Origin of the sequence: Klebsiella sp. MISC125, from assembly GCF_051131775.1 — a bacterium.
Classification (GTDB): Bacteria; Pseudomonadota; Gammaproteobacteria; order Enterobacterales; family Enterobacteriaceae; genus Klebsiella.
The window spans coordinates 949,803-972,804 of the sequence record NZ_CP180448.1 but is presented as its reverse complement, the minus strand read 5'-3'; the positions used below and the strand labels follow the sequence as shown (position 1 = coordinate 972,804).

Annotated in this window: 21 protein-coding genes and 1 other RNA gene; 8 read left to right on the top strand and 14 right to left on the bottom strand. The window is 54.2% G+C overall.

The window, feature by feature from the left end:
* Positions 1–8 precede the first annotated feature (8 nt).
* From gcvH to ACMYSL_RS04650, 6 genes are all read right to left on the bottom strand, one after another.
* Positions 9–398 (bottom strand): glycine cleavage system protein GcvH, encoded by a 390-nt coding sequence (gene gcvH / locus ACMYSL_RS04675; RefSeq protein ID WP_110276721.1) that lies wholly within the window; start codon positions 396–398, stop codon positions 9–11.
* A 23-nt stretch (positions 399–421) separates the two neighbouring features.
* Positions 422–1,516 carry a glycine cleavage system aminomethyltransferase GcvT gene (gene gcvT / locus ACMYSL_RS04670; protein WP_434661565.1) on the bottom strand — a complete coding sequence of 365 codons (1,095 nt, stop codon included), beginning with the start codon at positions 1,514–1,516 and terminating at the stop codon, positions 422–424.
* Positions 1,517–1,936: 420 nt separating this feature from the next.
* On the bottom strand, positions 1,937–3,139 hold the full coding sequence (ubiI, locus tag ACMYSL_RS04665) for an FAD-dependent 2-octaprenylphenol hydroxylase (RefSeq protein WP_304253523.1): 1,203 nt from the start codon (positions 3,137–3,139) through the stop codon (positions 1,937–1,939).
* 10 nt (positions 3,140–3,149) lie between these two features.
* Positions 3,150–4,328 (bottom strand): 2-octaprenyl-6-methoxyphenyl hydroxylase, encoded by a 1,179-nt coding sequence (gene ubiH, locus ACMYSL_RS04660; protein WP_434661563.1) that lies wholly within the window; start codon positions 4,326–4,328, stop codon positions 3,150–3,152.
* Positions 4,325–5,641 (bottom strand): Xaa-Pro aminopeptidase, encoded by a 1,317-nt coding sequence (gene pepP / locus ACMYSL_RS04655; protein WP_434661562.1) that lies wholly within the window; start codon positions 5,639–5,641, stop codon positions 4,325–4,327. The genes ubiH and pepP overlap by 4 nt, the downstream gene beginning before the upstream one ends.
* A 28-nt stretch (positions 5,642–5,669) precedes the next feature.
* Entirely contained in the window at positions 5,670–6,248 is a 579-nt protein-coding gene (locus ACMYSL_RS04650; protein ID WP_142670565.1) for a YecA family protein, read from the bottom strand.
* Between the two features lie 163 nt (positions 6,249–6,411).
* Between ACMYSL_RS04650 and zapA the strand changes: the two genes are divergently transcribed.
* The 3 genes from zapA to ACMYSL_RS04635 all read left to right on the top strand — a co-directional run bounded on the left by zapA (position 6,412) and on the right by ACMYSL_RS04635 (position 7,674).
* Positions 6,412–6,741, top strand: a complete 330-nt coding sequence (zapA, locus tag ACMYSL_RS04645) for a cell division protein ZapA (RefSeq protein ID WP_110276727.1) — start codon at positions 6,412–6,414, stop codon at positions 6,739–6,741.
* Between the two features lie 41 nt (positions 6,742–6,782).
* Positions 6,783–6,966, top strand: a non-coding RNA gene (ssrS, locus tag ACMYSL_RS04640) — 6S RNA.
* A gap of 111 nt (positions 6,967–7,077) precedes the next feature.
* Positions 7,078–7,674 carry a 5-formyltetrahydrofolate cyclo-ligase gene (locus tag ACMYSL_RS04635; protein WP_434661560.1) on the top strand — a complete coding sequence of 199 codons (597 nt, stop codon included), beginning with the start codon at positions 7,078–7,080 and terminating at the stop codon, positions 7,672–7,674.
* 378 nt (positions 7,675–8,052) lie between these two features.
* Here the strand turns inward: ACMYSL_RS04635 and serA are convergent, their stop codons facing one another.
* On the bottom strand, positions 8,053–9,285 hold the full coding sequence (gene serA / locus ACMYSL_RS04630; protein WP_112216549.1) for a phosphoglycerate dehydrogenase: 1,233 nt from the start codon (positions 9,283–9,285) through the stop codon (positions 8,053–8,055).
* Positions 9,286–9,554: 269 nt separating this feature from the next.
* Positions 9,555–10,214, bottom strand: a complete 660-nt coding sequence (gene rpiA, locus ACMYSL_RS04625) for a ribose-5-phosphate isomerase RpiA (RefSeq protein WP_110276730.1) — start codon at positions 10,212–10,214, stop codon at positions 9,555–9,557.
* A 168-nt stretch (positions 10,215–10,382) separates the two neighbouring features.
* Here rpiA and argP point away from each other — a divergent pair, with 168 nt between their 5' ends.
* The 5 genes from argP to ACMYSL_RS04600 all read left to right on the top strand — a co-directional run bounded on the left by argP (position 10,383) and on the right by ACMYSL_RS04600 (position 16,882).
* Positions 10,383–11,276: a DNA-binding transcriptional regulator ArgP gene (gene argP / locus ACMYSL_RS04620; protein WP_110276731.1), complete on the top strand. Its 894-nt coding sequence runs from the start codon at positions 10,383–10,385 to the stop codon at positions 11,274–11,276.
* Between the two features lie 200 nt (positions 11,277–11,476).
* Positions 11,477–13,621 (top strand): methylmalonyl-CoA mutase, encoded by a 2,145-nt coding sequence (gene scpA, locus ACMYSL_RS04615; RefSeq protein ID WP_434661559.1) that lies wholly within the window; start codon positions 11,477–11,479, stop codon positions 13,619–13,621.
* Positions 13,614–14,606, top strand: coding sequence for a methylmalonyl Co-A mutase-associated GTPase MeaB (gene meaB, locus ACMYSL_RS04610; protein ID WP_434661557.1), 993 nt, complete (start codon positions 13,614–13,616; stop codon positions 14,604–14,606). Before scpA ends, meaB begins: the two co-directional genes overlap by 8 nt.
* A 13-nt stretch (positions 14,607–14,619) precedes the next feature.
* Positions 14,620–15,405, top strand: coding sequence for a methylmalonyl-CoA decarboxylase (gene scpB, locus ACMYSL_RS04605; protein ID WP_434661556.1), 786 nt, complete (start codon positions 14,620–14,622; stop codon positions 15,403–15,405).
* A 10-nt stretch (positions 15,406–15,415) separates the two neighbouring features.
* The gene (locus ACMYSL_RS04600; protein ID WP_434661555.1) at positions 15,416–16,882 is read left to right on the top strand and encodes an acetyl-CoA hydrolase/transferase family protein; all 1,467 of its coding nucleotides are present in this window, start codon (positions 15,416–15,418) and stop codon (positions 16,880–16,882) included.
* Here the strand turns inward: ACMYSL_RS04600 and srsR are convergent.
* From srsR to pgk, 6 genes are all read right to left on the bottom strand, one after another.
* Positions 16,879–17,775 carry a LysR family transcriptional regulator SrsR gene (gene srsR / locus ACMYSL_RS04595; protein ID WP_142512828.1) on the bottom strand — a complete coding sequence of 299 codons (897 nt, stop codon included), beginning with the start codon at positions 17,773–17,775 and terminating at the stop codon, positions 16,879–16,881. The genes ACMYSL_RS04600 and srsR overlap by 4 nt on opposite strands.
* A gap of 119 nt (positions 17,776–17,894) precedes the next feature.
* Positions 17,895–18,662, bottom strand: a complete 768-nt coding sequence (locus ACMYSL_RS04590) for an oxidative stress defense protein (protein ID WP_434661554.1) — start codon at positions 18,660–18,662, stop codon at positions 17,895–17,897.
* 90 nt (positions 18,663–18,752) lie between these two features.
* Positions 18,753–19,388, bottom strand: a complete 636-nt coding sequence (argO, locus tag ACMYSL_RS04585) for an arginine exporter ArgO (RefSeq protein WP_181484914.1) — start codon at positions 19,386–19,388, stop codon at positions 18,753–18,755.
* 189 nt (positions 19,389–19,577) lie between these two features.
* Positions 19,578–20,435 carry a small-conductance mechanosensitive channel MscS gene (gene mscS / locus ACMYSL_RS04580; protein ID WP_110276739.1) on the bottom strand — a complete coding sequence of 286 codons (858 nt, stop codon included), beginning with the start codon at positions 20,433–20,435 and terminating at the stop codon, positions 19,578–19,580.
* Between the two features lie 187 nt (positions 20,436–20,622).
* The gene (gene fbaA, locus ACMYSL_RS04575) at positions 20,623–21,702 is read right to left on the bottom strand and encodes a class II fructose-bisphosphate aldolase (RefSeq protein WP_112216558.1); all 1,080 of its coding nucleotides are present in this window, start codon (positions 21,700–21,702) and stop codon (positions 20,623–20,625) included.
* Positions 21,703–21,799: 97 nt separating this feature from the next.
* The gene (gene pgk, locus ACMYSL_RS04570) at positions 21,800–22,963 is read right to left on the bottom strand and encodes a phosphoglycerate kinase (RefSeq protein WP_110276741.1); all 1,164 of its coding nucleotides are present in this window, start codon (positions 22,961–22,963) and stop codon (positions 21,800–21,802) included.
* Positions 22,964–23,002 lie beyond the last annotated feature (39 nt).

The following is a 23,002-nucleotide window of genomic DNA, read 5'->3' as shown; positions in this document are numbered from 1 at the left end:
AAGCGTATTTATTCGTCTTCTAACAGGGCTTCGTATGCAGTGGCATCCAGCAGAGCGGCAACCTGAGCTTCGTCGCTGGCTTTGATTTTGAAGATCCAGCCGTCGGTGTACGGCTCGCTGTTCACTAGCTCAGGAGAGTCATTCAGCTCTTCGTTAACGGCAACGATTTCACCGCTAATAGGTGCATAGATATCGGAAGCCGCTTTCACAGACTCGGCAACCGCGCAGTCAGCACCTGCTTCGACGATGGCGCCCACTTCCGGAAGGTCAACGAAGACCATATCGCCAAGCAGCTCCTGTGCGTGTTCGGTGATCCCGACGGTATAGGTGCCGTCAGCTTCTTTACGCAGCCATTCGTGTTCTTTGCTGTATTTCAGTTCTGCTGGTACGTTGCTCATCAATTCATCTCCAAAAGGGGAAATCACACCACGGCTTTGCCGTTGCGTACAAAAACAGGTTTAGTCACTTTTACCGGCATTTCACGGTTACGAATCTGCACCACGGCGGTTTCGCCGATGCCTTCCGGTACGCGTGCCAGCGCAATACTGTAGCCCAGCGTTGGGGAGAAGGTGCCGCTGGTGATAATGCCTTCTTTCTGATTACCCTCGGCATCGCTAAAGCGCACCGGCAAGCCACCGCGCAGGACGCCTTTCTCGGTCATCACCAGGCCAACAAGCTGCTCAGTGCCTTTTTCACGCTGTAACTCCAGCGCTTCGCGGCCGATAAAATTACGCTCTGCGGGCTCCCATGCAATGGTCCAGCCCATGTTCGCCGCCAGCGGAGAAACGCCTTCGTCCATCTCCTGGCCGTACAGGTTCATCCCCGCTTCCAGACGCAGCGTGTCGCGCGCGCCCAAACCGCATGGCTTAACGCCTGCATCCAGAAGACCGCGCCAGAAATCCACCGCCTGTTCGTTCGGCAGCGCAATTTCATAACCCGCTTCGCCGGTATAGCCGGTGGTGGCGATAAACAGGTCGCCCGTCTGCACGCCAAAGAACGGCTTCATGCCTGCAACCGCCTGGCGCTGCTCATCGGTAAACAGCGTCGCTGCTTTTTCTTTCGCTTTCGAACCCTGTACGGCAATCAGTGAAAGATCGTCACGCACGGTCATTTCAAGGCCATAAGATTCAGATTGCTGAGTTATCCAGGCAAGGTCCTTTTCACGGGTGGCGGAGTTAACAACGAGGCGGAAATAATCTTCAGAAAGGAAATAGACAATCAAGTCATCGATGACGCCGCCAGAAGCGGTTAGCATCCCACTGTAGAGCGCTTTGCCCGGCGTGGTGAGCTTACTCACGTCGTTAGCCAGCAAATAACGCAGGAATTCACGGATGCGGCTGCCGTGGAAATCAACGATGGTCATGTGCGACACATCGAACATTCCGGCATCGCCGCGCACCGCGTGATGCTCATCAATCTGGGATCCGTAATGCAGCGGCATCATCCAGCCATGGAAATCCACCATGCGCGCGCCGCATAGCGTGTGTTGTTCAAACAACGGAGTCTGTTGAGCCATCTTTTCCTCATCGAATAAAACGGAACCAGCCACTATTTTTGGCGATTTTGCGCCACGAAATCCGCCGTCGACATCGCTGACGGACGTCGACGCAAACGTTCTCTTTGGCCAGAACTTACCACCGATACCGGGAGTAAACCATAAGCTGAATCAGGACATCACATTAGCTTATGACTAAAATCCGTCGATGAGCCTACAGAGTTATCAACTGAATTAAAGCGATAGATGCCACATAAAAACAATGTCATGAACCTTATAGGCAGATGGTAATGATATTTTATGCGAAATTACGTACCTAATTTCTATAACAAAAAAAAGGTAACATTAATAAAACTAATGCGAAAAAAGAGGTGAGATTAGATTATTTCAAATGAGTGGGGAGACCCGGCGCGATGGCCGGGAGAGAGAAGTGTGATGGGCTTAACGTAACCAGGCAGGAAGGTCGTTTAGTCCCATTGCCTGACGGATAAGCTGCGGCTTCACACCGGGCAGCGTGTCCGCCAGCTTAAGGCCGATATCGCGCAGCAGCTTCTTCGCCGGATTGCTGCCGGAGAACATCTCGCGAAAACCCTGCATTCCTGCCAGCATCACTGCGGCGCTATGCTTGCGGCTGCGCTCATAGCGACGCAGATACAAATGCTGACCAATATCTTTTCCCTGCGCATGCAGGCGTTTGAGCTCGTCAATCAGCTCGGCGGCATCCATAAAGCCAAGATTGACACCCTGCCCCGCTAACGGATGAATGGTGTGAGCAGCATCGCCAACCAGCGCCAGACGATGGGCGGCGAACTGACGCGCATAGCGGCCCGTCAGCGGGAAAACCTGGCGTTCGCTTTCCACCGAGCACAGGCCAAGGCGGTTATCGAAAGCAATATTCAGCGCCTGGTTGAAAGCGGCTTTGTCCGCCTGCTGCATCCGCTTCGCGTCTTCAGGAGATAGCGACCAGACAATAGAGCAGAGATGCGGATCGCTGAGCGGCAAGAACGCCAGAATTCCTTCGCCGTGAAACGCCTGACGCGCAATCGCTTCGTGCGGCTCTGCGGTACGAATAGTGGCAACCAGCGCATGATGATGATAATCCCAGTAAGTCAGAGGAATATCGGCTTTGTTGCGCAACCATGAATTGGCACCGTCAGCGCCAACCACCAGCCGGGCGGTTAACATGCTGCCGTCCTGCAGGCTCAGAAAAGCCTCGTTCTCGCCCCATGCGACCTGCTGCAGTTGAGCCGGGGCCAGCAGGGTGACATCGGAACAGCGCTGAGCTTTCTGCCACAGGGCATGGTGCACCACAGCGTTTTCGATAATATGCCCGAGGTGGCTGAATCCCATGCTCTGGTCATCAAAGCTGATGCGACCAAAACTGTCTTTGTCCCACACTTCCATACCGTGGTAGCGGCTGGCGCGCTGGGCGACAATATCCTGCCAGACATCCAGTTTGCTCAGCAGCTTCTCGCTGGCGGCGTTAATCGCCGATACCCGCAACGCCGGCGGCGCATCCATATCCAGCGGCTGAGGAGTTGCCTGTTCCAGCACCGCCACGCGCAGCCCGCTCCCCTGCAAACCGCAGGCAACCGCCAGGCCCACCATCCCACCGCCAACAATGGCGACATCAACACTTTGCACGTTTAACTCCTTAACGGGGGACCCAACCGAGGGTACGCTGCGCCAGCGCATCTCGCGCCGGGGTAAATAATTCCATCGCCATCAGGCCCAGGTTACGCCCCGCGACCAGCGGCGCCCAGCGATTGGCGAACAGATGCACCAGCCCGTCAGTCACACCAATGGTGGCAGCTTTATCATCGGCACGCCGCGCCTGATAGCGACTCAGAAGTGAATAATCACCCGAGTCCTGACCAGCGGCCTGCGCCTGCGCCAGCATTTCCGCCAGGCTCATCACATCGCGCAGACCGAGATTAAAACCCTGTCCGGCAATAGGATGTAACGTTTGTGCCGCATTGCCGACCAGCGCCAGACGATGCGCAACCGTGCGGGTGGCCGAAGTCAGCGATAGCGGATAAACGCTGCGCTTTCCGGCATGGGTAATTTGACCGAGTCGCCAGCCAAACGCTTGCTGAAGCTCATGGCAAAAACGTTCGTCAGACCAGCTCAGTACCTCTTCTTGCCGCGACTGCGGATGACACCACACCAGCGAGCAGCGCCCCTGCGACATCGGCAGCATCGCCAGCGGGCCGTGTTGGGTAAAGCGTTCGAAGGCGCGGCCGTTGTGAGGCAGGGCGGTGCTAACGTTGGCAATAATTGCCAACTGTTCATAGGGTTGCTGCTGCCAGCTAATGCCACAACGAGCCCCCAGAGTGGAGCGAGAGCCGTCGGCCGCCACCAGCAGTTTACCGTGGAGAACCTCGCCGCTGTCCTGGGTCAGGCTTACGCCCTCCTCGCAGCGGCTGACGTCTTCAACTTTTGCCGGGCAGTGCAACGTAATGCCCGGCGCTTTGCGCAGTTGCGCAAACAAGCGCTGGCCCACATCGTGCAGCTCAACCACCTGGCCTAATGCCGCCAGGCCATACTCCTGAGCATCGAGCGTCACAAAGCCCGCATGACCGCGATCGCTGACGTGGACACGCTGAATAGGCGTAGCGCAGTCGGCAATCTCTTGCCAGATACCCACCCGAGCCAGTTGTTGGCAGGTGCCGGCGGCCAGGGCGATTGCGCGGGCATCAAAGCCCGAATGCTGCGCGGATTCCGGCGCTGTCGCTTCCACCAAATGCACCGGCAACGTGCCGCTGGTGAAGCGAGAAATGGCTAACGCCAGCGTCGCGCCGGTCATTCCGCCGCCAACGATCAGCACGCTCATAGCTCGCGCGCCGCCGCCATCAGCGCCTCAATATCATCGGCTTTTTTCACGACGCCTGCGGTGAGATTTTCATTGCCGTCTTCGGTGATAACAATGTCATCTTCGATACGAATGCCGATACCGCGATACTGAGCCGGCACATCGGCATCCATCGCAATATAGAGTCCCGGTTCGATGGTCAGCACCATCCCCGGTTCGAGGATGCGCGAACGGTCTACGTCATAGTTGCCGACATCATGCACGTCGAGGCCAAGCCAGTGGCTCAGACCATGCATAAAGAAAGGACGATGGGCGTTGTTGGCAATCAGCTCGTCGATATCCCCTTTGAGGATCCCCAGACGCGCCAGGCCAGTAATCATAATCCGCACGACCTGCTGATTAACCTCGTGAATTGAGGTGCCGGGACGATAGAGCTTCAGCGAGGTTTCCAGCGATTCGAGGACGATATCGTAAATCTCGCGCTGCGCCGGGCTGAACTTGCCGTTAACCGGGAAAGTTCGGGTGATGTCGCCCGCGTAGCCACGATATTCACAGCCTGCATCGATCAATACCAGATCGCCGTCGTGCAGTTCACATTCGTTTTCAGTGTAGTGCAGGATGCAGCCATTTTCGCCGCCACCAACGATGGTGTTGTAGGAAGGGAAGCGCGCGCCGTGGCGGTTGAATTCGTGAAGGATTTCGCCTTCAAGGTGATACTCAAACATGCCCGGGCGACATTTTTCCATGGCGCGGGTGTGGGCCAGCGCGGAAATCTCACCAGCTCGCCGCATCACCTCAAGCTCTTCCGCCGACTTAAACAGGCGCATTTCATGCACCATCGGCCGCCAGTCAATCACCGAGTTCGGCGCTTGCAGATTCTGACGCACGCCTTTGCGCAGTTTTTCCAGCGCGTTGAACACGATTTCGTCTGCGTAAGCGTATTCACCCTGTGCAAAATAAATAGCATCAAGGCCGTTAAGTATCTGGAATAGTTGCTGATTGATTTCACTAAATGCCAGGGCGCGATCGACGCCGAGTTTTTCCGGCGCAGCGTCCTGACCAAGACGACGACCAAACCAAATTTCCGCCGTCAGATCGCGGACACGGTTAAACAATACGCTGTGATTATGCGTTTCGTCGCTTTTAATCAAGATAAGGAGCGCTTCTGGCTCGTTAAAGCCGGTGAAGTACCAAAAGTCGCTGCTTTGCCGGTAGGGATATTCCGAATCTGCGCTGCGTACCGCTTCCGGTGCTGCGAAAATTAGCGCTGCGCTGCCTGGCTGCATCTGTGCCAGCAGAGCCTGGCGACGAGAGAGAAATTCCTGCTGAGTCATGACGCCCCCTGAACGATTTAATCAATGATTAGTGTAATGTCGGCTTTTGAACTTCCGGCGCAGTAGGCTTTTGCGTAGAGAAGGTATCGTGGCACAGCAGCGCGGCAACGCGTACGTACTCGATAATCTCTTCGAGGGACATTTCCAGTTCTTCCTGGTCTTCATCCTCGTCGTAGCCTAACTGGGCAATGTTGCGCAGATCGTCGATGGCTTCGCCGGTTTCATCTTTGACCTTATCTAACTTAGGCTGCGTCACGCCCAACCCGAGCAGAAAATGGTTCACCCAACCCGCCAGCGCATCGGCGCGATCGAAAACGCTCACCGCGTCTCCATCCGGCAAATAGAGCTGGAACAGAAAGCCGTCATCTTCCAGCGCATCGCTGGTGGCGGAATGCATGTTACGCAGCGCCTGTGCCAGCTCATGACCAAAAGCAAGACCTTCGTTGGTCAAGTCATGTACCAACGGCTGCCAACTGCTGTCTTTATTGCCACCGCACAGGATCCCGCTGATCAAACCGTGCATTTCGGCAGGGGTTAATCCCACCCCTTGTTGGTTCAGTAACTGGTCTACGTCGTTGTAACCAGGCATTTCGTTCTGTATAGACATGCGCATTCGTCATCGTTGGGAGGAATTCATGATATGCTACCACTTTGGACCCTGGTGAACCAGAATGGGGCTTGTATCTTCATTCCAGGGTAGCTATAGTGTCGCCCCTTCGCAGACCCGGGCAGGGCGTGAAGGCAGCGCAGTCAATCAGCAGGAAGGTGGCATGTCTGCACAACCCGTAGATCTCCAAATTTTTGGCCGTTCACTACGAGTGAATTGCCCGCCTGAACAAAGGGATGCCTTAAACCAGGCAGCTGACGACCTGAATCAGCGGTTGCAAGATTTAAAAGAACGCACTAGAGTCACAAATACTGAGCAGCTGGTTTTCATCGCCGCGTTGAACATCAGCTACGAATTGGCTCAGGAAAAAGCGAAAACCCGCGACTACGCCGCCAGCATGGAACAGCGTATTCGGATGCTTCAGCAGACCATCGAACAAGCGTTGCTTGAGCAAGGTCGCATAAGCGAAAGACCCGGGCAGAAGTTTGAATAACACTTTGCATTTAACTGTGTTAGAGTAATCGCAAGAACAAAATTTCTCTGAGATGTTTGCAAGCGGGCCAGTCCCCTGAGCCGATATTTCATACCACAAGAATGTGGCGCTCCACGGTTGGTGAGCATGCTCGGTTCGTCCGAGAAGCCTTAAGACTGTGACGACACATTCACCTTGAACCAAGGGTTCAAGGGTTACAGCCTGCGGCGGCATCTCGGAGATTCCCTTCTTTATCGTTCCATCCCCCCAGTTTCATTTTCGGCTTTTGCCGCCTGGTGTATTACACTTGCTTCGTTCGTCTCCTTTGTTCTCGTAACGCTTTTCAGGCTGCCCGGTATGACTCAAATTTCAGATATCCCACTAAGCCGACAACAAATTCGCCAGCAGACTCGCCTGCGCCGACGTGCATTAACGCCAGAGCAGCAAACGCAGTTTGCGCTTCAGGCCGCTGACCGAATGATGGCCTATCCACCGGTTTTACTGGCGCATACCGTGGCAGTGTTTCTCTCATTTGATGGAGAACTGGATACACAACCGCTGATTGATCAGCTGTGGCGGGCGGGTAAACGGGTTTATCTTCCGGTGCTCCACCCTTTCAGCCCGGGTAATCTTCTGTTTCTGCACTACCATCCGAGCAGCAACCTGGTAGTGAATCGCTTGAAAATCCGCGAGCCAAAGCTTGATGTGCGCGACGTCCTCCCCCTTAGCCAACTGGATGTGCTGATTACGCCGCTGGTGGCGTTTGATGCCGTCGGACAGCGACTGGGTATGGGCGGTGGATTTTATGACCGGACGCTGCAAAACTGGCGGCAGCATCATCTACAGCCGGTCGGCTACGCCCACGACTGCCAGCAGGTCGAAGCGTTACCAACGGAGCAGTGGGATATCCCGCTGCCCGCAGTGGTTACGCCAGCAAAAACCTGGCTCTGGTAGAGCGTCGGTCCCATTGACATTGCTTTTTTTTTAACCTAAATTCTCGGGTAAAGGGTGAGGGAGGCGAACCTCCCTCCTGCTTCCTCTCTGTTAATATACCGGCCAGGCAATGATTAACAAGATAAGCAACATGATGAATAGTCTCATCATCGTCCCTTTCCTTTTAGAGCCCCTGCTTCGGTAGGGGCTTTCCCGTTTCAGCCTCATGCTGCGCCCTTATCGTAATTCCCTTTCTTTCAGGCACAACGACATCTATCGGCTTTAATCGCCGTTTACGGCAAGCCTCGCAAAGAGTTTGTAGGAGCGCGGGAAATTTCAGAAATGAGGAGTTCGGAAAGGAAAAGGGGCAGGTCAAAACCTGCCCGCTGACAAAAATGATTAGAACAACAGACGTGCGCGAATCGTACCTGGAATAGCTTTCATTGCCTGCAGCGCCTGCTGCGCGACATCTTCTTCCGCTTCAATATCAATAACCACATAGCCCATCTGCGGGGTGGTTTGCAGATACTGGGCCGCGATGTTAATGCTCTGAGCAGCAAAAATCTGGTTGAGAGCAGTCAGTACGCCCGGACGGTTTTCATGGATGTGCAGCAGACGGCGACCGCCGTGCAGCGGCAGCGACACTTCCGGGAAGTTAACCGCAGAAAGCGTTGAACCGTTATCGGAGTACTTCGCCAGCTTGCCAGCCACTTCCAGGCCGATATTTTCCTGTGCTTCCTGGGTTGATCCGCCAATGTGCGGAGTCAGGATCACGTTGTCGAATTCGCACAGCGGCGAATTGAACGGGTCGGTATTGGTCGCCGGTTCAGTCGGGAATACGTCAATCGCTGCGCCCGCCAGGTGTTTGCTTGCCAGTACATCGCACAGCGCCGGGATATCAACCACGGTACCGCGAGAGGCGTTAATCAGCAGTGCGCCCGGTTTCATCAGCGCCAGTTCTTCTGCGCCAATCATGTTCTTGGTGGAGGCGTTTTCCGGCACGTGCAGGCTCACCACATCGCTCATATTCAATAGATCAGAGAGATGCTGAACCTGAGTGGCATTACCTAATGGCAGTTTGCTTTCAATATCATAGAAATAAACGTGCATTCCCAGCGATTCTGCCAGAATACCCAGCTGGGTACCGATATGACCATAGCCGATAATACCCAGTTTTTTGCCGCGCGCTTCAAAGCTGCCGACAGCCAACTTGTTCCAGACACCACGGTGCGCTTTGGCGTTTGCCGCCGGTACGCCACGCAGCATCAGCAGCAGTTCGCCGATCACCAGTTCAGCAACAGAGCGAGTATTTGAGAACGGCGCGTTAAACACCGGAATACCGCGTTTTGCCGCCGCATTCAAATCAACCTGATTGGTACCGATACAGAAACAACCGACCGCAACCAGCTTTTCCGCCGCCGCGAAGATCTCTTCAGTCAGGTGAGTACGGGAACGCAGGCCGATGAAATGGGCATCACGGATCGACGCTTTCAGCTCTTCGCTGTCCAGCGCGCCTTTGTGAAATTCGATGTTGGTGTAGCCTGCTGCGCGGAGGTTATCCACCGCTTTTTGATGCACACCTTCAACCAGTAGAAATTTAATCTTGTCTTTTTCCAGTGATACCTTAGCCATTTCCCCGTCCTGTTTTTGTCTTATCTGATGTCGTGCGGAACGAAAGTTCTTCTCAGCAACATATCAAAAAAAACTATTGCGGCAATATGAACGTTTGCGTCGACGACCTGAAGAAATATCACACAGAGGGAAATGACAGGACAAAACACCAGAAAGTAAAAGAAAGGTAGATTGTTAATGACACCAGCCGCATAAATGTGACAGAAGTCACCAAAATCGTCCTGACAAAAAAATATTTACGAGGGAGCCATTCACTCCCCCTGATCAGACTATTTAGTGATAGTTTTTACACCATCGGCGGTTCCGATCAACGCCACGTCAGCGCCACGATTGGCGAACAAACCAACGGTAACGACGCCTGGAATGCCGTTAATCGCATTTTCCAGCGCGATAGCATCCAGAATCTCCAGGCCAAATACATCGAGGATCACGTTGCCGTTATCGGTCACCACGCCCTGACGATATTCCGGACGACCACCAAGCTTAACCAGTTCACGCGCGACGGCACTACGCGCCATCGGAATCACTTCAACCGGCAGCGGGAATTTGCCCAAAATATCGACCTGTTTAGACGCATCAGCGATACAAATAAACTTATCCGCGACCGAGGCGATAATCTTCTCACGCGTCAGCGCTGCGCCACCGCCTTTGATCATCTGCATATGGCCGTTGATTTCATCAGCACCGTCAACGTAAACGCCAAGACTATCCACTTCGTTGAGATCAAACACATGGATGCCGAGGCCTTTCAGTTTTTCAGTCGAAGCATCAGAGCTGGAAACCGCGCCTTCAATCTGCCCTTTCATGGTGCCCAGCGCATCAATAAAATGCGCCGCCGTGGAGCCAGTGCCGACTCCAACAATGGTGCCAGGTTGTACATACTGCAATGCCGCCCAGCCTACCGCTTTTTTCAGTTCATCTTGCGTCATGATTATGGTCCGAGATGTGAATTCCTGTGGCGCATTATAGAACATCAAGGGTGCCATTGTCCCTGCGACGGGGATCACACAACTGAGTAGATCATTTTTCGTCTTCATCAAAAACAAATTTATGTCATAGTGCAAGTTAACGAAAAGTACTAGGGGTACGCCAGATCAATGAAACGACCGGACTACAGAACACTACAAGCGCTGGACGCGGTAATCAGGGAACGAGGGTTTGAGCGCGCCGCGCAGAAGCTTTGTATTACACAGTCCGCCGTCTCTCAGCGTATCAAACAGCTGGAAAATATGTTTGGGCAGCCGCTGCTGGTGCGTACCGTCCCGCCGCGTCCGACCGAACAAGGGCAAAAGCTATTGGCCCTGCTGCGCCAGGTTGAGCTGCTGGAAGAAGAGTGGTTGGGCGATGAGCAGACCGGTGCTACGCCGCTGCTGCTGTCATTAGCGGTCAACGCCGACAGCCTGGCGACCTGGCTGCTGCCCGCGCTTTCCAGCGTACTTTCCGACTCGCCTATTCGTCTGAACCTGCAGGTCGAAGATGAAACCCGGACCCAGGAACGCCTGCGCCGTGGCGAAGTGGTTGGTGCAGTCAGTATCCAGCCGCAGGCGCTGCCAAGCTGTCTGGTCGATCAGCTCGGGGCTCTGGACTACCTGTTCGTCGCCTCCAAAGAATTTGCACAACGCTATTTCCCGAACGGCGTGACCCGCTCGGCGCTGCTCAAAGCCCCGGTAGTCGCATTCGATCATCTTGATGATATGCATCAGGCCTTTTTGCAACAGAACTTCGACTTACCACCGGGTAGCGTACCCTGCCATATCGTTAACTCCTCTGAGGCCTTTGTGCAACTGGCCCGTCAGGGGACAACCTGCTGTATGATCCCGCACTTGCAGATTGAGAAAGAGCTGAACAGCGGCGAACTTATTAACCTCACCCCTGGCCTGTTCCAGCGCCGGATGCTCTACTGGCACCGTTTCGCGCCAGAAAGCCGCATGATGCGCCGGGTCACCGATGCGCTGATCGCTTACGGCCACAAAGTGTTAAGACAAGATTAAGCCTCGCCAGCAGGCCGGATCCATCCGGCCTGCATGACCCACCATCTCCACATCACGTCTTTGAAATACATCACAAAATAAAATATTCCATGCGGCAAAAAACGACGCATTGATGGCTATTTTTTGCTGGCGACAAGGATCGTTAAAAAGCTCACCGTATTCGCAATACCTTATTTTAATTGTGGAATACGGAGCACAAAATGTCAGACTTGCAGGAGTGGCGGACACTCGCCAATAAGGAACTGAGTCGACGGGAAAAAACCGTTGAGTCTTTGGTAAAACAGACGGCAGAAGGGATTGCCATCAAACCACTGTATACCGAAGCCGACCTCGATAATCTGGAGGTCACTGGCACGCTTCCCGGCCTGGCACCTTACGTTCGCGGCCCGCGAGCTACCATGTATACCGCCCAGCCGTGGACCATCCGTCAGTACGCCGGTTTCTCCACCGCCAAAGAGTCCAACGCCTTTTACCGCCGCAACCTCGCCGCCGGGCAAAAAGGGCTTTCCGTCGCTTTCGATCTCGCCACCCATCGCGGCTATGACTCCGACAACCCGCGCGTGGCAGGCGACGTCGGTAAAGCGGGCGTCGCCATTGATACCGTCGAAGATATGAAGGTGCTGTTCGACCAGATCCCGCTGGATAAAATGTCGGTATCGATGACCATGAACGGCGCGGTGCTGCCGGTGCTGGCGTTTTACATCGTGGCGGCGCAGGAGCAGGGCGTGGCGCCGGAACTGCTTACCGGGACGATCCAGAACGATATTCTGAAAGAGTACCTGTGCCGCAACACCTATATTTACCCGCCGAAGCCGTCGATGCGCATTATCGCCGACATTATCGCCTGGTGTTCAGACAACATGCCGCGCTTTAACACCATCAGCATCAGCGGCTATCACATGGGCGAAGCTGGCGCTAACTGCGTGCAGCAGGTGGCGTTCACCCTCGCCGACGGCATCGAGTACATCAGGGCCGCACTCTCCGCCGGGCTGAAAATCGACGATTTCGCCCCGCGCCTGTCGTTCTTCTTCGGCATCGGCATGGATCTGTTTATGAACGTCGCCATGCTGCGCGCCGCACGCTATCTGTGGAGCGAGGCGGTCAGCGGTTTTGGCGCGACCAATCCAAAGTCGCTGGCGCTGCGCACCCACTGCCAGACCTCCGGCTGGAGCCTGACCGAGCAGGATCCGTACAACAACGTGATCCGCACCACCATCGAAGCGCTCGGCGCTACGCTCGGCGGCACTCAGTCGCTGCACACCAACGCCTTCGACGAGGCGCTCGGTTTGCCCACCGACTTTTCCGCCCGCATCGCACGCAATACGCAGATCATCATTCAGGAGGAGTCGGAGATCTGCCGCACCGTCGATCCGCTGGCCGGTTCTTACTACGTGGAGTCGCTGACCGATCACATCGTCAAGCAGGCGCGGGCCATCATCGAAAAGATCGACGAAGCAGGCGGAATGGCAAAGGCCATCGAAGCGGGCCTGCCGAAGCGGATGATCGAAGAAGCGTCCGCCCGCGAGCAGTCGCTGATCGACCAGGGCAAGCGCGTTATCGTCGGCGTCAACAAGTACAAGCTGGAGAAAGAGGACGAAACGGCGGTACTGGAAATCGACAACGTTAAAGTGCGCAACGAGCAAATCGCCTCGCTGGAACGTATCCGCGCCACCCGTGACGATACGGCAGTAAAATCCGCGCTGAGCGCCCTCACCCACGCCGCCCAGCATAATGAAAACCTGCTCGCCGCCGCCGTTAACGCCGCCCGCGTTCGCGCCACGCTCGGTGAGATTTCCGACGCGCTGGAAGCCGCATTTGACCGTTATCTGGTGCCCAGCCAGTGCGTCACCGGAGTCATTGCGCAAAGCTACCATCAGTCCGACAAATCCGCTGGCGAGTTTGACGCCATTGTTGCGCAAACTGACCAGTTCCTGGCAGAGAACGGCCGCCGTCCGCGTATTCTGATCGCCAAGATGGGCCAGGATGGCCACGATCGCGGAGCCAAAGTGATCGCCAGCGCCTATTCCGATCTTGGCTTCGATGTCGATCTCAGCCCGATGTTCTCCACGCCCGATGAGATCGCCCGTCTGGCGGTGGAAAACGATGTGCACGTGGTTGGCGCGTCGTCGCTGGCGGCGGGCCACAAAACGTTGATTCCTGAACTGGTTACGGCACTGAAAAAATGGGGTCGTGATGATATCTGCGTCATCGCCGGCGGCGTGATCCCGCCGCAGGATTACGCCTTCTTGCACGAGCATGGTGTGGCAGCAATTTACGGCCCCGGCACGCCGATGCTGGAGAGCGTGCGCGACGTGTTGACGCGGATTAGCCAGCATCATGATTAACGAATCCACCCTTGCTGATGCCATCCGTCGGCTGCGGCTGGGGGAGCGCACCACGCTCGCCCAGGCCATGACGCTGGTAGAGAGCCAGCATCCCCGTCATCAGGCGCTGAGTACGCAATTGCTGGACGCCATTATGCCGTTCACCGGTAACGCCCTGCGTTTGGGCATCACCGGTACGCCGGGAGCCGGAAAAAGCACCTTTCTGGAAACCTTTGGCATGTTGCTAATCCGTGAGGGGTTAAAGGTGGCGGTAATTGCCGTTGACCCCAGCAGTCCGGTTAGCGGCGGCAGCATTCTCGGCGATAAAACCCGAATGGTCGAGCTATCGCGCTCAGACAGCGCGTTTATTCGGCCGGTTCCCTCAAGCGGGCACCTTGGCGGCACAAGCCAGCGCGCTCGAGAACTAATGCTGTTGTGCGAAGCGGCGGGTTACGACGTGGTGATCGTCGAAACCGTCGGCGTCGGGCAGTCAGAGACGGAGGTCGCCCGCCTGGTGGACTGCTTTATCTCGCTGCAAATCGCCGGTGGCGGCGACGACCTCCAGGGCATCAAAAAAGGGATCATGGAGATGGCGGATCTGGTGGTCATTAACAAAGACGACGGTGATAACCGCGCCAGCGTCGCCATCGCCCGCCATATGTACGAATCCGCGCTACATATATTGCGCCGCAAATACGCTGAGTGGCAGCCGCGCGTTCTGAGCTGTAGCGCGCTGGAAAAACGCGGTATAGAAGAAATCTGGCTCGCCATCCTCGACTTCAGAACGGCACTGACCGCCAACGGCAGTCTGGAAAAACTGCGTCAACAACAGGCGGTGGAGTGGCTGCAAAAGCAGACGGAAACGGAAGCGCTGCACCAGCTCTTTGCCCGTACCGACTTCGAGCACTACTTCCAGCAGACGCTACAGGCCGTCAAAAATAACAGCCTCTCGCCGCGCACCGGACTGCGGCAGATCAGCGAATTTCTCCAGAATCATTACTTTTAATGCAAGGATATTTATGTCTTACCAATATGTTAATGTGGAAATCATCCAGAAAGTTGCGGTCATTGAGTTCAACTATACGCGCAAGCTCAATGCCCTGAGCAAGGTGTTTATCGACGATCTGATGCAGGCGCTAAGCGATCTCAACAAGCCGGAAATTCGCTGCGTTATTTTACGTGCCCCGAGCGGAGCAAAGGTATTCTCCGCAGGCCATGATATCCATGAGTTGCCCGCCGGTCGGCGCGATCCGCTTTCGTATGACGATCCGCTACGCCAAATCACCCGCATGATCCAAAAATACCCGAAGCCAGTGATCTCAATGGTTGAAGGCAGCGTCTGGGGCGGTGCGTTTGAGATGATCATGAGTTCCGATCTGATTATTTCTGCCAGCACCTCAACCTTCTCAATGACCCCGGTCAACCTCGGCGTACCGTACAACCTGGTCGGCATCCACAACCTTACCCGCGACGCAGGTTTCCATATCGTTAAAGAGCTTATTTTCACCGCCCTGCCGATTACCGCCCAGCGCGCGCTGGCGGTCGGCATTCTCAACCACGTCGTAGAGGTTGAAGACCTGGAAGATTTCACCCTCCAGATGGCGCACCACATCTCGGAAAAAGCGCCGCTGGCCATTGCGGTAATAAAGGAAGAGCTGCGCGTGCTTGGCGAAGCGCACACCATGAATTCCGATGAGTTTGAGCGTATTCAGGGGATGCGCCGCGCCGTTTACGACAGTGAGGATTATCAGGAAGGCATGAGCGCGTTTATGGAAAAACGTAAACCTAATTTCATCGGCCATTAAGGAGAGCAAAATGAAACGGATGAGCGCCGATGAAGCAGCGGAGATTATCCAGCACGACCAGATGGTTGCGTTCAGCGGGTTCACGCCCGCCGGTTCGCCCAAGGCCCTGCCTGCTGCCATTGCCCGCCGCGCCAGCGAACTGCATCAGGCGCAACAGCCTTTTCAGATTCGTTTGCTAACCGGGGCGTCAATTAGTGCAGCGGCGGATGATGCCTTATCAGAAGCCGACGCCGTCTCGTGGCGCGCTCCGTATCAGACCGCCTCCGGCCTGCGGCAAAAAATCAATCAGGGGAGAGTGAAATTTGTCGACCTGCACCTGAGCGAAGTGGCGCAGATGGTCAACTACGGCTTCTTTGGCGATATTGACGTTGCGGTGATCGAGGCTTCAGCCATTGCGCCGGATGGACGAGTCTGGCTCTCCAGCGGGATCGGCAACGCGCCAACCTGGCTGCTGCGGGCGAAAAAAGTGATCATTGAGCTAAATCACTACCACAGCCCGCGAGTTGCTGAGTTGGCTGATATCGTGATCCCCGGCGCGCCGCCGCGTCGCAATAGCGTCTCTATTTTTCACACCATGGATCGCGTAGGCAGCCAGTACGTACAGATCGATCCGAAAAAGATTGTTGCGGTGGTGGAGACCGAGTTGCCCGATGCAGGTAACGCACTAGAGAAGAACAACCCTTTCTGCCAGCAAATCGCCGATAATGTAGTGACATTTTTGCTCAATGAGATGGCGCAGGGACGGATCCCGCCTGAGTTTCTGCCGCTACAAAGCGGGGTTGGCAATATCAACAACGCGGTGATGGCGCGGCTTGGCGAAAACCCGGATATTCCGCCGTTTACGATGTATTCAGAGGTTTTGCAGGAGTCGGTGGTACATCTGCTGGAAAGCGGAAAAATCACCGGGGCCAGCGCCTCAAGCCTGACGGTCTCCGCCGATTCGCTACGTAAGATTTACGACAATATGGACTTCTTCTCCAGCCGCATCGTACTGCGCCCGCAGGAGATCTCCAATAATCCGGAGATCATCCGCCGTTTGGGGGTTATCGCGCTGAACGTTGGGCTGGAATTTGATATCTACGGCCACGCCAACTCCACCCACGTGGCCGGGGTGAATCTGATGAACGGCATCGGCGGCAGCGGCGATTTCGAGCGCAACGCGTATCTCTCCATTTTCATGGCGCCGTCAATTGCCAGAGACGGGAAGATCTCGACGATTGTACCGATGTGCAGCCATGTCGATCACAGCGAGCACAGTGTGAAAGTCATCATCACCGAGCAAGGGATCGCCGATCTGCGCGGGCTATCGCCGCTACAGCGGGCGCACACGATTATCGAAAATTGCGCGCATCCACTCTATCGAAACTATCTGCATCGCTATCTGGAAAATGCACCGGGCGGGCATATCCATCACGACCTCCGTCACGCGTTCGATCTGCACCATAACTTAATCGAATACGGCTCAATGCTCGGTTAATTCGCCGTGCCGTCACGATCTTCAGTAATGTGTTGAAGCATCGTGGCGGTATAGCGATGGTTTTTCAGCGAGTAGAGATACTCCTGCATATACATTGGGCTACCGGGCGCGTCGAAGTACTTCAGCTTCGCCGGGTTCACCAGACGCCAGGCAAAATGCGGGATCACCGTCAGAAACTGTCCGCGCTCCACGGCGCTGATCTTGGCCATAAAGCTGTAAGGCCGATAGATGACCGTGGGATTAATTCCGCATGGGCGCATATAAGCATCCAGCATCGCCTCAAAATTCGCCCGGTTCTGGAAGCGCATTTGCAACCAGGGTAGCTCACGCAAAAGCTCTTGCGGTGGCTTATCTTCGTAACGACGGGAAACAAGAAACCCTAGCCGCAAAGGTGCAAGCTCGGTGATGGTCAGATTTTCCAGCTCCTGAACGCGAGCAGAAACGTGCTGTGGCGAGATAATAAAATCGAGCTGATGGTCAAACAGATTATCAATCACCCCATTTTCGCTGAACTCCACCGCCTGTGCGGTGACGCCATCGTATTTGTCGCCGAGGCTTATCAACTGATCAAAAATAATGGTGGGATACGTGTTGTCGATACCGATGACAATATTGCGCGAACGGTGCGTCGAGTGATGGATTTCGTTATCAATTGCTGATAAGCGCTGATAAATCGGAAACAGCTTCTGATAAAGCTCCTGCCCTGCCTTATTCAGGCTGATGCTGTTATCTTTACGGGTAAACAACGTATAGCCAATTTGATCCTCCAGCGCGGCGATGCTTTTGCCAAAGGGGGAAGCGGTCATATGTATTTTTTCCGCCGCTCTGGCGATGTTATTGGTCTGCGCCAACAGAATAAAATTGCGCATTTTTTTCGAAATAAAGATATCCATGTTTACCTCATCAAGGGACAGGGATATATCCTCACTTCATCAGGGGAAAGACTTTTGTCGTGCTCCCATTTTTACAGATGGTCACAGAAAAAACCCGGCACGAATGCCGGGTAACGGAATTACTGTGCCGCTTTTGGCTCTTCAGCAGGTTTCGCTAGCGCAGCGGATGCTGGCGTAGGCTGGGTCGGTTGCAGTTCAAACACCACATCAACCTGGTCATCAAACTGAATCGTCGCCTGCTCATAGGTTTCCTGGGCAGAAACCGGTGCTGCATCGGCCTTCATCATCCGCACCATCGGGCTTGGCTGATAGTTAGAGACATGATAACGCACGCTATAGACTGGCCCCAGTTTACCGTGGAAGCCTGTCGCCAACTCTTGCGCCTGATGAATGGCATCATCAATCGCCGCTTTACGCGCTTTGTCTTTGTAAGCATCCGGCTGCGCAACGCCCAACGACACGGAGCGAATTTCATTCAGACCGGCTTTTAACGCCCCATCCAACAGGCCGTTTAGCTTATCTAACTGACGCAGCGTGACCTCAACGGTACGCACTGCGCGATAGCCCTTGAGAATGCTTTTGCCATTCTGATAATCATAATCAGGCTGGGTGCGCAGGTTGGCCGAGTTAATATCTTTTTTTCCAATGCCGCTCTTTTCCAGGAAGGAAAGATACTGAGCCACGCGCTCATCGGCCTGTTTCTTTGCCGATGCCGCGTCTTTCGCGGAAACGTTGACTTCAATCGCCAGGGTTGCGATATCAGGAACCGCAGCGACGCTGGCGGTGCCTGAAGTAACAATATGTGGGCCGTTTGGCAATTCATTTGCCTGAACTGCCATTGCGCTAAATCCGAGTGCCGCCGCCAGGGCCATGACTTTTAACTTCACTGTCGTTTCTCCATCTTACATTGGTCGTCCATACACAGACGCATGCCTGCAAGCTTAGCGCGTACGCGCGGAAAGTCCATCGGACAAGACTTAGTTAAGCAGCATCTGCACATGCGCCAGGCCGTCTTTCGCCAGCTGTAGCGCAATCACCCACATCACCAGACCAACCAGCACGTTAATAATGCGCTGTGCCTTTGCCGTGCGCAGACGCGGGGCCAGCCAGGCAGCCAGCAGAGCCAGACCAAAAAACCATAAGAATGAAGCACTGATAGTGCCTAACGCGAACCAGCGCTTTGGCTCCATCGCTAACTGTCCGCCCAGGCTGCCGAGCACCACGAAAGTATCAAGATAAACGTGCGGGTTGAGCCAGGTCACCGCCAGCATTGTGACGATGATTTTCCAGCGCCCCTGCTTCATGACTTCCGCACTGGCCAGTTCCAGATTGCTGCTAAAAGCCGTTTTCAACGCACCGAAACCGTACCACAATAAAAAGGCCACACCGCCCCAGGTTACCAACGCTAACAGCCACGGAGACTGCATCAACAGCGCGCTACCACCAAATATACCGGCACAGATTAGCAGCAGATCGCTGATAGCGCATAGCAGCGCAATCATCAGATGGTACTGGCGGCGAATGCCCTGATTCATCACAAACGCATTTTGGGGTCCGAGAGGCAAAATCATTGCCGCCCCCAGGGCAAGCCCCTGAAAGTAATAAGATAACATGTTGAATTTTTCCGCTGAGGTCGTTAATGCGGCTGACTATAGCGCGATATCATTATTAGCGGAAATTGATATTATTAATCATTAATTAGAAAGGCTAATGATCAGGGATTTTCCAGGATTTTACTCTACAAACTAAAAAGGCTCACCATCAGGGACGGCGAGCCTTAATCGCTAAACCTGGCGTGAAAATTACTCCGCCGGGTCTTTTACCTGCTTCAAATTCACATCCATCTGCGGATACGGAAAGCTGATACCGTTAGCGTCGAAGTCACGCTTAATACGCTCCAGAACATCCCAATACACGTTTTGCAGATCGCTGCTTTTACTCCATACACGAATCACATAGTTTACCGATGAAGCGCCCAGTTCATTCAGGCGCACGGTCATTTCGCGATCTTTAAGGATACGCTCATCTGATTCAATGATAGCCGTAATCAGTTGCTTCACTTTATCGATATCGGCATCGTAAGCCACGCCAATAATAAACTCGTTGCGACGTACTGGCTCGCGGGAGAAGTTAATGATATTCCCGGCAATGATTTTACCGTTCGGAACCACCACAATCTTGCCATCCGCGCTACGAAGTGTTGTGGAGAAAATCTGCACGTTCAGCACGGTACCCGCGATACCGCCAAGGTCAACGTATTCACCCGCACGGAATGGGCGGAATACGACCAGCAGAACACCAGCAGCAAGGTTAGACAGAGAGCCTTGTAGCGCCAGGCCGACGGCCAAACCGGCAGCACCGAGAACTGCGATGACTGAGGCAGTTTGCACGCCGACGCGACCCAAAGCAGCAATCAGCGTAAAGGCAATAACGGCGTAACGTACCAGCGCAGAAAGAAAATCGGCAACGGTGGCGTCAATATGTCGCGCCCGCATCAGGCGATTCACCGTATTGGACACAATCCGCGCCACGATCATACCAACAATGATAATCGCGATAGCCGCTACGATGTTGACGGCATAGCTCAGCAGTAATTCCTGATTGCGCACCAGCCACGAACTGGCGTTATTTATGCTATCGACAACGTTCAAATCTTCCATTTAACATTCCTTATGGATACCCGTACGGGAAATAAAAAACCAAACCTGAAATAACAGGTAGGTTAAGGGTAAACAAAAAGTGTACGTTTTGCCAAACTGATCACATTTATTTAGCAACATTTCATGTCGTTCAGATAATAAAAAAGCCCGCATTTCTGCGGGCTTCAGAGTAAGAAACAGCGTTTTCTTACAGAACGTCGATCGCGTTCAGTTCTTTAAATGCCTGCTCCAGACGTGCCACCATGGTCACCTGAGCAGCACGCAGCCATGCGCGCGGATCGTAGTATTTTTTGTTCGGCTGGTCTTCGCCTTTCGGGTTACCCAGCTGGCCCTGCAGATAAGCTTCGTTCGTTTTGTAGTAGCCCAGAATACCTTCCCAGGTCGCCCATTGGGTGTCGGTATCGATGTTCATTTTCACTACGCCGTAGCTTACGGAGTCTTTGATTTCCTGAGCAGAAGAACCGGAACCGCCGTGGAAGACGAAGTTCAGGCTGTTGTGCGGCAGGTTATGTTTCTTAGAAACATAGTCCTGAGAATCGCGCAGGATAGTCGGGGTCAGTACCACGTTACCCGGCTTATAAACGCCGTGTACGTTACCGAAGGAAGCCGCGATGGTGAAACGCGGGCTGATTTTGCTCAGCTCGGTGTAAGCGTAATCAACGTCTTCCGGCTGGGTGTACAGTGCAGAAGCGTCCATGTGGCTGTTATCCACACCGTCTTCTTCGCCACCGGTGCAACCCAGTTCGATTTCCAGAGTCATGTCCATTTTGGCCATACGAGCCAGGTATTTAGAACAGATCTCAATGTTTTCGTGCAGAGTTTCTTCAGACAGGTCAATCATGTGAGAAGAGAACAGCGGTTTGCCTGTAGCTGCGAAGTGTTTTTCACCCGCGTCCAGCAGACCGTCGATCCACGGCAGCAGTTTCTTAGCGCAGTGGTCAGTGTGCAGGATAACTGGAACACCGTAGTGCTCTGCCATCTGATGTACGTGATGCGCACCAGAGATAGCACCCAGGATTGCTGCGCCCTGAGGAACGTCAGTTTTCACGCCTTTGCCCGCGATGAACGCTGCGCCGCCGTTAGAGAACTGAACGATAACCGGAGAACGAACTTTTGCAGCAGCTTCCAGAACGGCGTTGATGGAATCAGTACCCACGCAGTTTACTGCTGGCAGAGCAAAGTTGTTTTCTTTAGCTACCTGGAACACTTTCTGAACGTCGTCGCCAGTGATGACGCCCGGTTTTACGAAATCAAAAATTTTAGACATGTTACGTAGTCCTGTATCTGTATCTTCGACCGTTGAAGAAGGTTCGCGAGCGTTTAAGCGCGCTGAAAAACAGGCGGGTCACCCCGCCTGAACTGAATTACTTCTTAGCGCGCTCTTCGAGCATAGCTACTGCTGGCAGGACTTTGCCTTCCACGAATTCGAGGAATGCGCCGCCGCCAGTGGAGATGTAGGAGATTTTGTCAGCAATGCCAAACAGGTCGATTGCTGCCAGGGTATCGCCGCCGCCTGCGATGGAGAAGGCTTCGCTATCAGCGATAGCGTTCGCAACGATTTCAGTACCTTTGCGGAAGTTCGGGAATTCAAACACGCCAACCGGACCATTCCACAGAATAGTTTTGGCATTTTTCAGGATTTCAGCCAGCTGCTGTGCAGAAGCGTCGCCCAGGTCCAGAATCTGTTCGTCATCTTTGATGTCGTTAACAGATTTCAGGGTTGCTGCTGCGGTTTCTGAGAACTCGGTTGCCACGCGCACATCAGTCGGGACCGGGATGTCGCAGGTTGTCAGCAGGCGCTTAGCTTCGTCAACCAGGTCTGCTTCGTACAGGGATTTACCGACATTGTGGCCTTGAGCGGCAACGAAGGTGTTAGCGATACCGCCACCCACGATCAACTGGTCAGCGATTTTTGACAGGGAATCCAGAACGGTCAGTTTAGTGGAAACTTTAGAACCACCAACGATAGCGACCATCGGGCGAGCTGGTTCTTTCAGCGCTTTGCCCAATGCGTCCAGCTCTTCAGCCAGCAGCGGACCTGCGCAAGCCACGTCAGCAAATTTACCGATGCCGTGAGTAGAAGCCTGTGCACGGTGAGCGGTACCGAATGCATCCATTACGAATACGTCACACAGCGCAGCGTATTTTTTAGACAGCGCTTCGTCGTCTTTCTTTTCGCCTTTGTTGAAGCGAACGTTTTCCAGAACAACCAGTTCACCAGCGGCCACTTCAACGCCGTCCAGGTAATCTTTAACCAGACGTACCGGGTTAGACAGTTTGTCTTTCAGGTAGTTAACAACCGGCAGCAGAGAGAATTCTTCGTTGTACTCGCCTTCGGTAGGACGACCCAGGTGGGAAGTTACCATCACTTTCGCACCCTGTTTCAGGGCCAGTTCGATGGTCGGCAGAGAGGCACGGATACGCGCATCGCTGGTTACTTTCCCTTCTTTAACTGGTACGTTCAGATCCGCACGGATAAAAACGCGTTTACCAGCAAGATCCAGATCGGTCATCTTAATTACAGACATGGTGAATCCTCTCGTTGATTCTTGATAAAGTTTTGCAAG